This is a genomic window from Flavobacterium lindanitolerans, from assembly GCF_002846575.1.
GTDB lineage: Bacteria > Bacteroidota > Bacteroidia > Flavobacteriales > Flavobacteriaceae > Flavobacterium > Flavobacterium lindanitolerans.
Window position 1 is genome coordinate 1,427,989 of record NZ_PJND01000007.1, and the last position, 12,241, is coordinate 1,440,229.

5 protein-coding genes are annotated in these 12,241 nt (G+C 41.0%); 1 reads left to right on the forward strand and 4 read right to left on the reverse strand.

Annotated features, from left to right (window positions below):
* Positions 1-2 precede the first annotated feature (2 nt).
* Entirely contained in the window at positions 3-1,244 is a 1,242-nt protein-coding gene (locus B0G92_RS06255) for an ABC transporter permease (protein ID WP_056069422.1), read from the reverse strand.
* 246 nt (positions 1,245-1,490) lie between these two features.
* Between B0G92_RS06255 and hisS the strand changes: the two genes are divergently transcribed.
* Positions 1,491-2,858 carry a histidine--tRNA ligase gene (hisS, locus tag B0G92_RS06260; RefSeq protein WP_101471459.1) on the forward strand — a complete coding sequence of 456 codons (1,368 nt, stop codon included), beginning with the start codon at positions 1,491-1,493 and terminating at the stop codon, positions 2,856-2,858.
* Positions 2,859-2,942: 84 nt separating this feature from the next.
* Here hisS and B0G92_RS06265 read toward each other — a convergent pair whose 3' ends face one another.
* The 3 genes from B0G92_RS06265 to B0G92_RS06275 form a co-directional block, all read right to left on the reverse strand.
* Positions 2,943-7,586, reverse strand: a complete 4,644-nt coding sequence (locus B0G92_RS06265; protein ID WP_101471460.1) for a DUF8202 domain-containing protein — start codon at positions 7,584-7,586, stop codon at positions 2,943-2,945.
* A 299-nt stretch (positions 7,587-7,885) separates the two neighbouring features.
* The gene (locus tag B0G92_RS06270) at positions 7,886-8,092 is read right to left on the reverse strand and encodes a hypothetical protein (RefSeq protein ID WP_056069432.1); all 207 of its coding nucleotides are present in this window, start codon (positions 8,090-8,092) and stop codon (positions 7,886-7,888) included.
* Between the two features lie 15 nt (positions 8,093-8,107).
* Positions 8,108-12,145: a M14 family zinc carboxypeptidase gene (locus B0G92_RS06275; protein ID WP_101471461.1), complete on the reverse strand. Its 4,038-nt coding sequence runs from the start codon at positions 12,143-12,145 to the stop codon at positions 8,108-8,110.
* Between the last annotated feature and the right edge of the window lie 96 nt (positions 12,146-12,241).

The following is a 12,241-nucleotide window of genomic DNA, read 5'->3' on the forward strand; positions in this document are numbered from 1 at the left end:
TGTTATTCGTATCTTAAAGCTTCTATCGGGTCCAGATAGGCTGCTTTAATGGCAGGGTAGAGTCCAGAGAATAAGGCGACGATAAAGCTGATAATTACAGCAGCGATGATTGCCATCCACGGAGCAACAAATTCAAAGTTCAGACCGAGAGAAATTAAATAGCCAATCAGTACTCCGAGAAAAATTCCAACAAAACCTCCAATTTGCCCAATAACAAGACTTTCTGTGAAAAACTGGAAGGCGATGGTGGAACGTTTTGCTCCAAGTGCTTTCCGAACGCCAATTTCACGCGTTCTTTCAGTCACAGAAACAATCATGATGTTCATCAGGGCAATAGAGGAACCAAAAATGGTAATGATGCCAATAATCCAGGCGGCATAGCCCATAATTTCTGTTTGGGAGCGTAACATTTCTAAAAGTTCGTCGCTTCTGGTAACTCCAAAATTATTCTCTTCAACCGGATTCAGTTTACGTACTCTACGCATCGTAATAATGGCATCATCAACAGCCGAATCCAATAATTCTTTTTTTCCTACAAGTACTTTAAGGTCATAATTGATGTTGGGTGCCGTAAACAGGGAACGCGCAATTTGGGTTGGAATCAATACGCGCAAATCCTGGCTGTTTCCAAATGTGGAGCCTTTTTCTTTAAGTACTCCAATTACCTTGAATTTAGCACCCCGAATGGAAAGTACCTTATCAATTGGATTGACGTCTTTTAGAATTCCTTTTAAAAAATCGGAACCCACAATGCATACATAATTGTTGTTTTGAATATCAAACCCGGTAAAATTTCTTCCGGTTTGTGTCTCCAGTCCTGAATTCACCAGGAAATTTTCATCTACACCCAAAACGGAAATATCCGGGTCAGTCTTTTTATTTTCAAACTTGATTTCAGCGGTTGAGGTTGCCGTAAAAGACAAAGAGGTTGTAGTAAAAGGATAGGAATATTTTTCCTGAAATGCTTTTGCCTGCGGATAGCTTATAATCGGGTTGACTTTTTCAGTATTATTATTTCTGTTGATTTGAGCGGATGAATCGTATTGGCTCATTGAAAAGGTGTTGGAGCCCATAGAGGAAAAATTACCGCTAATTGTATTCTCCAAAGCAGATACGAGGGTAAGGATTCCGACCAAAGCCGTGATTCCGATAGCGATAATAAGTACCGTCAGGATGGTACGCAATAACTGGGTTCGGATGGAACCCATGGCGATATGCACGTTTTCTTTCAGCAGTTTGAACATGTCTCCGTTTTATGGCTCTAAAGTATGAATTTTAAGTCGAAAGTTGCAAGTTGAAAGTCGAAAGTTGTTGGTCGAAGGTCGAAGGTTGAAAGTTGTAAGTCCAAAGTCGAAAGTCGAAGGTTGAAAGTCGAAGGTCGAAAGTCCAAAGTCGGGGAGGGAAGTTGAAACCCGATTCTATTTTCCCAAATCCCAAATAAAAATAAGATATTTGCATAAGTTTAAATTACAATATAAGAAGTCTAAAAAATGGCCAAACCGGGAATTCCAAAAGGGACCAGAGATTTTTCACCAATCGAGGTCTCGAAGCGACAGTATATTATCCAGATTATAAAAACCAATTTTGAACGATATGGCTATCAGCCTATTGAAACGCCGTCTTTTGAAAATTCTGAAACCCTTATGGGAAAATACGGAGAAGAAGGCGACCGTTTGATTTTTAAGATTTTAAATTCTGGCGATAAGGTCAGAAAAGCGGATTTAGCAGCTTTGGAGGCAAATAATCTTGCCAAATTTTCCAACTCATTATCAGAAAAAGCATTGCGTTATGACCTGACTGTACCTTTTGCCAGATATGTTGTGCAGCATCAGGCGGAGATAGAATTTCCGTTTAAGAGGTATCAGATTCAGCCTGTTTGGAGAGCCGATAATCCGCAAAAAGGACGTTTCAGGGAATTTTACCAATGTGATGCCGATGTGGTTGGTTCGACCTCTTTATGGCAGGAAGTGGAATTGGTACAGTTGTATGATGCAGTTTTTACCGAATTAGGTCTGGAAGGTGTTACCATAAAAATTAACAACAGAAAAGTTTTGTCCGGTATTGCAGAAGTTATTGGCGCAAGCGATAAACTTATTGATTTTACCGTGGCTTTGGACAAGCTGGATAAAATTGGCGAAGAGGGTGTGAAAAAAGAAATGCTTGCAAAAGGAATTTCGCCCGAAGCTATCGAAAAGGTCCAGCCTTTGTTTCAGTTTACCGGAACAATTGCAGAAAAGATAGAGAAGCTTTCAGAACTTTTGCAGTCGTCTGAAGAAGGAAAAAAAGGAGTAGCGGAGTTGCAATTTATTTGTGATACGGTGACTAAGTTAGGCTTGAAAAAATCAAATCTGGATTTGGATGTTACACTCGCTCGTGGATTGAACTATTATACAGGAGCTATTTTTGAAGTAGCTGCTCCAAAAACCGTTGCCATGGGTTCTATTGGTGGTGGTGGCAGGTATGATGACCTGACCGGAATCTTCGGATTGAAAAATGTGAGTGGTGTCGGGATTTCTTTCGGACTTGACAGAATCTATCTCGTATTGGAAGAATTGGGGCTTTTTCCACAAACGGTTACGGCTACTTCCAAAGCCATCTTTTTTAACTATGGAGAGGCCGAAGCTTTTTATGCGATGCAGGCCATTACAAGATTAAGAAATGAAGGCATAAAAGTAGAATTGTATCCTGACAAGGCGAAATTAGACAAGCAGTTCAAATATGCCGAAAAACGCCAGATTTCTTTTGCTGTAATGGCAGGTTCTAATGAAATTGCAACCGGAAGCTACAGTGTAAAAGATTTGGTAACGGGTGAGAAACACACTTTAGATTTTGAAGGCCTGAAAAAGATGTTACAATAATTAAAATACCAATAAAAAAAGTCCCGGAAACCCGGGACTTTTTTATTAAACCAACCTAAATAATTATAATCCCCATTATTATAATTATTTTACGATGATTTTTTTGCTTAGCTCACCATCTGTAGTGATTATTTTGACAATATAAGCTCCGGCGCTTAAACCTGAAATTGGAACCTGGATGTTTTGCTGTGTTTGATTTTCCACATTCCATGTGGTAAGGCTTTGGCCTAATATTGTATATGCAGTAACCGAAGTAACCGTAGTATCCAATAATTTGTTTTTGATGTGTAACGTATTGTTGTTGCTTGTAAAGGCAATATCAACTCCTTGTTCCAGGGTCGGGTTTTCAATTCCTAAGTTTTCACGTGGTGAAAATCGTAGCGAAAATCTTCGGTCGTGCAATCCCGCATCAAGATTGATTTCAAAGGCATTGTTCCTGATGTTGTGATAGATTCCGGTCATGTTGTCAAAAATATAAATACCTTGGTTTTCGTCCAGATTTTCTACTTTGTCAAGCATGAATTTTACATTTCCTGCCGCGTCTGCTTTTACTGCTACAGGATAGATATTGTTGACATCAAAATAACCGTCACCCTGAATGACCAGTTTAGTGCCGTTATGGATAAAATACATGTCGTTAACCTGATTGTCAATGTGGATGGCATCATAGCCCGGTTCAATTTCACTGCTGGCAAGTTCGTTCATAAAACCTAAAAGAACCTGTCTGTGGTAATTGTTTCTGGAATTGTATCCTAATCGTATTTTGATGAAATCATCCTGTTCTTCTTCCAAATCTTCTGAATTTTTTTCAAAATGACTGGCATTTGGAATAGTGCCCGCCTGGTTTCTAAACATCAGGTTTGAACTGGCATTATCTTCCTTAACGAATTGTCTTTGGTTGTTGTTAAACACCATATCGCCACCAATGTTACTTGAAGTAACAAAGAATCCTTGTCCAACTGGTATATATCTGTTCGGGATTTTAGTACCCGGACCTACATCCTGAAGTTCCGGCTGTGACATCGCTACCACACCGCCAATGAGATTTCTTGCCGCATAACCTCCTAAATAGGATAACAATACATGGGTTTCACCGCCAAAATGGTCCCAAAAATAGAGTGTTCCGGTTGTAGTAGCCAGGTTGTCATTAATAAATGCAGTGGCATCCAGTGCGGATGGATATGGATTTCCGGTCAGGTTCAGTAAGTTTGGACCTATGCTGTACTGGATTCTTCCATTGTTAGGCTTGCCTACAAAAGTATAGTTCTGTGTGGGAGTAGCAGCACCACTTCCTTTCATAGTGAAGCCCTGTGCGGCCAGTAATCCTCCGGTATGACCTACATAAATCCAGTTGGCATAATTGTTTGAGGCACTTTGGAATTTATAAAGCCATTTACTGCTCAAAGTGATAGGCGAACCCGGAGCTCCGTCAGTACCGGATGTCCACATAATGGTTTGCGGTGTGCTTGTTGTACCATCCCTCAATACGCCATTTATGGTATATCCGATATTATTTGTCGTCGCATTTTGAGTACTCACCGGCGAACACCAGTAATTGTAATTGTATTTATTGCTGGTGCCTTGTTGGTCTCTTTCCAGAGCTCCTGAACTGGTAGGGTCAAGGTCGCTGTTTAATGTCTGTATCAGCTGTGATTTTCCTACAAGGTCAATTTTTCCGTTTACTTTTAGGTAATGAGATACCTCTATCTTAGTGTCGTTTTGGGCACTTAATGTATTGCTGCTAACGTTGAGTCCCAATAGGGTTTTATTGCCCACAGAAGTAACATTGTGTGATGTCTGTACAATATTCCAATCTACCGGAATGCCGGCATTCACTATGGAAACATTATTAGGAAGTTCCTGTACATTACCGTTCGTCCAGGTTGTTGTGGTTGCCCATGCTCCGTCTGTTGCAGAAACATAAGGAAGTGGAGCCGTTTGTGTAGCTACAATATTCTTGTCTACTGTAAGGTATTTGATTCTTGCCCAACGATTATTATCGGATTTGTCTTTTATGGATGTACCGTAAAAAGTATTCAGGTCATAATAAGCCTGAAGATTATTCCACGGAATGCTTGCAATATCGTTTTTGGTAATTGTGTTAGGAATGACTTTTCCATACGTATTTGTACCATTTTTTTCAATTTCCTGATTCATGATATAACGAATCTGAGCGGCTGTCAAAGCGCTGTTCCAAATCCTGATTTCATCGATATCACCTGAAAATACACTGGAGATTGCTGATTTGTTGGACCACATTGCACCAATAGAAAAATTAGCTGTATTAGACACAGGTGTTGGCTGACCTGTTGCGGTAGCATCCAACACACCGTCAATATAAAGGCTGGCAGTGCCACTGTTGAAAGCAACGGCTACATAATGCCATTTTCCGTTATTGACAGAAGTTGTACTTGTAATTCTATCTCCGCCATTCCAGTTTCCTACGAGTTTATTGGAACCGTTAATATAGAATTGGTAAGCACCGCTTTTTGCCAAAACAGTTCCGCCTCCGCTGGTGTGTCTAACCCATCCAGAAACAGTAAAGCTCGAATTAAGGTTGATGTTTTTTTCTCCCAAAACAAAATCTCCGGTCTGGTTGTCAAGTCTGTATTTGTTGTCAAATTGGTTGGAAACTCCAAAGCTGAAAAATTTAGTACCGTCGAAATCATACCATACCTCATAATTGCTGCCGGTATCTGTCAACGGGATGATGTCAACAATATCATTGCTGCCGAAAGCGCTTGTTGATGAAACAATCAGTACATATTCCTGTGTAGCCGTTTTTGTGAAATTAGAAGTCAGGGAAGATTTTGGAAGTGATACTACTACCTGACCCACATCTGTTCCGGTTTCTACAATTTTCCATTTTCTGTTTCCGGCTGTAAAAGAAGTCGTAAGTCCTCCAAGATTTACGTTTGTAGTTGTGCCTGATGATGCAAAAGTACCGTTATTGCATCCCCAAACCAGGTAGTCTTTGTTTGTTGTAAAAGTTGTTGCGTTTTGCGTGTTGGTCGCTGCTATTTCTCCTAATCCAATGGCAACGTCTGTAGCCAAGTTAACACTTCTGGATTGTTTTTGATTTAATTTTGAAAGGTCATCACGTCCGATTCCGGCAATGTTCCAGTTAAATCCTGCATTTGAGGTCGCATTCCAGATTACCGTACCATCAGAATTGGCATAGTTTTGTGACGTACCGTTTACGCCCATAGTGATGCCGTATTTGATAGCCAGATAACTTTCAATCCGGATTCTTTCGGTTGCATCGTTTTTACGTGAGCTAAAGGTAATTATTTCGGCAACTCTTCCATCAAGAGTGGCTTTCCATCCTTCACTTCGTCCAATCCAGTATTTTCCGTTGGATAGGTTGGTAAATGTTCCGGTGGAGGTTGTATTTACAACGCTTACACCATTATAGAAAAGTTCCTGGGCAGTAGCTCCTGCATTGTTTCGGGTATTGATTATCCCAACGTTTGTATAAGTTTTTGTTGTGCTTGTTTCAGCAACACCGTATCCGTTTCCTAAACCGGATGAAGTGCCATAGGCATAGGAAAGAACCTCGTTGTTGAAACGTTGCGAATAAGCTCCAAAACCAATTCCTGTTCCATCATTTTCCTGGGTTGATGTATCGGCATCGGAACAGAGAATATCCATACTTCCAAAAGAGTTGTTTACGGTAACATTTGGAATGACAACAATAAACTGGTCTTGCGTATAATATCCTGAATTTCCTACCAGATATTGCTGGCCTGCCAAACCATAGTTATAGCTTCCTGAGGCTTCGGTAGAAACATTGTCAAAGTCAACAACAGCGTTGAAATTGACATTGTCTGTCGGGTTGTTTTTAAATTTTGGCTCTTGTCCTGACGTATATACTGAGGCGTTGCTTCCCATAGCTTGTGTCTGCCAGGAAGAAACATTCGTATTGTCTGCAACAGAAGAAGTTCCGTTTACTAAATCGGCGCGTAGCCATAATTGCAGTGCGGCTGTAATTCCGCCAGGTCCGTTGGGTAAGGTATAGCTGACAACTACTTGTCCGCTGGCTCCGTTACCTCCATTTCGGGTAGTAGAACCGCTGGTTCTTTTTGCACCGCCTCCACCTCCGCCAGGTATAGTTCCGCTTCCGCCATTTCCATTAGTAGTGCTGGAGTTGACTCCGTTACCTCCATTACCGCCTCCGGCCGGAGCTGCACCGCCGTTAAAAGTAGTTCCGTTGGTTCCTGCAAGAGCATTTCCTGCAGACGAACCGCCACCTCCACCGTATATGGTTATTAAGGAAGACCCATCGGCACCATCACCGCCGGAACGTTTAAAATCGCCTATACTTGCAGCGGCGGCACCTCCGTTGCCTCCGCCTGTTGTATTGTTTGCAACGCTTTCGCCTCCTTTGGCAAGCAGGGTTGTATTTGAGCCAAACCACGAATCGCCTCCGGCAGCAGTAGAAGTACTTCCGGCGCCTACAGTTACAGTATAAGTAGTTCCGGGAGTCACGGTCATTACGCTTCTGACATAAGCGCCTCCACCACCTCCGCCGGCTCCGCCGTTGCTGGTTCTTGTTCCTCCTTTTCCGCCGCCGCCCCATGCTTCAACAGTGATGCTGGTAACGCCAACGGGAACGGTAAAAGTTCCTGAAGATGTATAAGTCTGGTTTTGTGAATAGCTTACGGAAGTAAGCAATACAAGGAATAGTGTAAGCGCTAGCTTACAGCCTAGTAGGTAGGTTTTTTTCATAATCTTATGGGGTTTAGATAATGATAAATTACGATAAAATAGACTGGGGTCTTGATGTGTGAAAGTTGCAGGGGTTAGCAACTTGGGCTATTTTATAGATTTTAAAGATTAATACTAGATTTGGGTATTCAAATATAAAAAAGTTTTTTTAAATTTTAACAAAAATTAGTAAAAATATAGTGTAAAAAATACAAAGGCTTGCAAATACTGGAATTGCAAGCCTTTAATTAATAGGGTTTTACGTTTTAAGAAGTCTCATTTTTGCAAATTTGATATTACGACAGACTCTTTTTAGGATATTATGATTTTGCTTTCACCGTTTTCGGGCTGTATTTAAAGAAAATATAGACCAATCCAATTAACGCGAGAAGCCAAAGATGGTCACTAATAGGAGCACTAGGACCGTCAACTTCTTCAGGAACTTCTTCAGGATTTTGAGCCAGTACCGACAATGAATTAAATAAGAAGAAAATCAGGACAGAGAATTTCAGAGCTATATCTTTCATGTTTTCTTTTATTAATTAGTAAACAATCTTTTTGGTAGCAGTTCCGTTTTCTGATGTGACGATTTTTACCAGCAATACCTGATTGGCAACGGAAAGGTTTGAGATTACGGTTTTCGTATCATCAACTTCTGACTTCGAATAAATAAGTCTTCCGCTTACATCGTAAAACTCAATTTTCTCCATCATATAATTTCCGGCATCAATGTAAAGCATTTCGTTTTTCTTGTAAACGACAATGCTGTTTGAGTTGATTGTTGGGGTTTCCATACCCAGTGCAGCTCTGTATACAATCTCGAATCGGTTGGTGAAATTTCCGGATTCTGTTACAAAATTATAAGCCGCTATTTTTAGGTTATGGATTTGTCCGGTCTGATTGTCTTTTAAGAAAACATCCTGGTTTGCTTCAAAAAGTCCGTCAAGATGGTCGATAGAAATGCTGTAGCTGCCCGAAACGTTGGTTTTAAAGCTCAGAGGAACCACGTCATTTGTAGAAAATGGCAGGCTTCTTCCCTGAATTGCATATTCTGAATTGTCAATATAAGAAGTCAGGGCAATTGGGCTGTCGTTGAAATATTTTCCATCAATGCCATAATCAACATTTTCTGTAGCACCGGCCATATATCCGAGCAAGGTCTGGCCAATGATATCTGTTTCGTTAGACAGGTTTAACCATATTCTGTGCTTTTCAGGTTCGTCTGAATTGGTATTGCCATTTCTGAAAAATACACCATTTGTACCGGCCGAACGGATACTGTTGTTGAAATTTAGAGATGACTGAGTAGCACCGTTTTTCACTTTCACGAAAAATCCTTGTCCGCTGCTGATGATTCCGTTTGGATTCATGCCTGCTACTTCCGGCTGTGCGCTGGTGATGCCCAATCCTGTTGTGGTAGCATAACCACTTCCGGCAACGCCATTTCTTTTTCTCCAGAACCAGACAGTTCCGTCAATAGCATTGGAATTAGAAGAAAATAGTCCTGAAATTGAGATAGCTGAAGGATAAGGATTTCCTACAAGGTTGAATCCGTTGTTGGCATTGGAAAGCGGAAAGCTAAAGCTGCCATTGTAAGGAACTCCTACAAAAACACCATTATAAGACACTCCGGGAATGGATGAATTTACATAAGAAACATAATTGTCCGGAACTCTGATCAGGTATCCTTTTGCCTGTGCAAATGTATAAGTGCCTTCATTTTGTGCAGGAAAAATGGCTTCATAGTTACCGTTGTTTCCTGATGCAGGATTATAGACGTAAAAACGATTTGTTAATGTAGCAGGTGAGAAATTACGCAGGTTCTGACCACTCACGGGTGAGGACCATAAGGTATAGTCAAAACGGTATAACGGAGCGCTGTTTCTTTTTACTGTAATCAGGCCGGTATTTACGGCATTGTTTGTCTGTATCAGGTTGGCGTTGCTTTCTACAATGAAATTTGCTGCTCCTGCATTATTTACGATAGCGTCGCTGATGGTGATACTACTTCCTGTATTTACAGTTAGTGTATAACCGGAGTTCAGGCTAAGGCTCTTGGTTGTAAATGAACCGTTAGTACCCGAAGCGTAATTTCCGTTGATAATAGCGTCAAGGCTTGCGGTTGGAGCTCCGTTTGACCAGCTGCTTCCGTTCCATGTTGTTGACGTTGGAGCCGTAATCGTAAAGTTGGCTGCCGTTGAGGAAAAGTTATTGCATGTATTGAATACTTTGACTTCTATCGTACCACTTGTAGCAATGTCTGAAGCAGAAATTGATGCAGTCAGTTGGGTTGAACTTACAAAAGTTGTAGTCTTGTTTGTACCATTCCAGTTAATTATAGATTCGCCGTTAACAAAATTGGTTCCGTTTACGGTTAGCGTAAAGCCTGCTTCGCCTCTCACTTTTGTATTTGGAGTAATCGTAGTAATGGCAGGATTTGGTTTTACAGTTACGATAACTTCGTCTCTGACACTCTTGAAGGTTTGGAATTTCCAGTTAAAGAAAGGCAGGAATGTTCCGGTTCCGCTGTTGGCAGTAATTGATACTATTCCGTTGCTATAAGGATAGGTGATTCCGGAATTAGCGATATAAATATTGAATCCGGAAATTTGTCTTAAAACCAATCTCATGTTATTTTCGGCTGGCACAAAGAAATTCAGGTCGATTTCCTGAGTTCCGGAGGCTGACAGTTTTACCATTTTGGATTCTAACATTGTTCCCGTGCTATTTTGAAGTTCTACCAGAATTTCTCCGGCTGCACTTGTATTGATTGTGACTGTTTTCAATTTCGATGGAGCCGTAGCGCTAAAAATCATGTACCTGTTTCTGGAGTTTGTATTGGTTACTGCATTGCCTCCTGAAACTGTTGCAGGGCCTACTGTTTGAGGTGTTTCGCGTTCAACAAAATATGATTTATTTGCGCTTAATGCCGGAGTGGTATATGAAGTGCCTGTAGCAAGTACTGTGCTGGTTGTATTGTCTGCATACCATCTGATAGTTCCTGTTCCGGTTGCCGTCAATGCAGCAGTCTGTCCTTCGCAGATGGTTTTATCGTTTGCCGTTGGAATGGTTGTGCTTGGCACCATTGTTACGTTTAATACAGTGGCTGCATTATTAGAAACAGTAACACTTTGTGTCTGGCTGATATAACCCGGAGCTTCAAAAATTACGTTGTATGTTCCTTCAATCATTACTTTGTAATAATCTCCCAGCGGTCCTGTTTTTACCCACGAACCCATCAGGTCAGTGCCGTTGATGTATACTTTGGCATCAATAGCTTCGCCAGCGCTGTTTTTAACAGTTCCTTTGAGACCATAGTTGGCTTGTTTCATATAGTTAAGAAGCGCCTGTCTGTTTCTTTGCCAATAGAATGGAAGGTTGGCTGCAGACGGAAATTTTGTTGCCGAAATCTCAATGGTCATTTCTTTGTTATGGTTAAAGAAATTGTTCCAATCCTGTCTTCCTCCATAAACTGAATACCATGCAGCACCGTTTGTGGTTCCTGCAAATTGGCCTGTGTTGTAAACATCGTCCATATAGTTGGCATTTCCGTCTGCAGTTTGGCAAAGCTGTGCATATTCTTTGGAAACAAACTTGAAATAATTGTCGTGCGGGTGGATGCTGAAATTGGAAGTGCTTGGCGTAGTTGATGTATCCCATGGAAAGTTAACTACTTCTGCACCACCGTGATAATTGGCTGCCAGCACAAAATTTCTTGTTTTCTCAAACTCCATAAAAGCAAGCGTTTCCGGTTGGTAAGCATAACCGTCAGGGTGAAGCCCGTCAATTGGGTCAGGATAGTTTCTGTTGAGGTCGACTCCGGCAGAATTGGCACGTGTTGCCGTATTTCCCGTTGAATTCATAGTGTCGTTTCCGGCAGTTTTATAAGAACCGTCAGGATTGGCCAACGGACAGATAAAGATTTCGGTATTGTTGACAATATCGCTGATTTCGCTGTTTGTAGCATAGCCTGTCAGCAAATAATCAATAAGACGTAGCATGGTTGGATATCCGGTAATTTCATCTCCGTGCATGGAAGAAGTGTATAGAAATTCCGGTTCGGCTTCATCAACTTGTGCGTTGTCGGAAATTTTTAATACATAGAGTGTCCGTCCGTTTGGGGTGGTGCCAATGCTCTGAAGCTTGCATAAATTGGGATAGGTGTTTGCCCAATATTGCATTTTGGCTACATACTCGGAATATTTTGGATATGCATTCCATGTGTCATCCCAGGCCGAAGTACCATAAGCAAGATATTCATCTGCAATAAATTCATTTTCGAAAACGCTGACTTCATATGGAATGCCATACGTCTGAAATTTTTCGAATTGCTCCGGATTGGCATATGCCTCCACTTTCAATTCGTTTTGGTCGACCCTCTTGTGGCTGATTGACAAGAAACGCGCCAGTTCTTTAAATTGTTCTTTGGATTGAGCCTGGAAAGTAAAGACTACTTCTCCTTTTTCTTTAAGATAGTGCTGTGCTTTTTCAAGTGGGGACTTGTTTTGGGACACAACCTGACCTTGGGTTATGCCCATAACGAATAGGCATAACACTCCTAATAAGGTAGTTTTATTCATAATTAATATTAGATTTGGGATTACAAACGTAGGAAAAAAGATTTAAATAATGTTAAATTATTGTAAAATATTTCCATTTAAGCCAAAATACTGCCG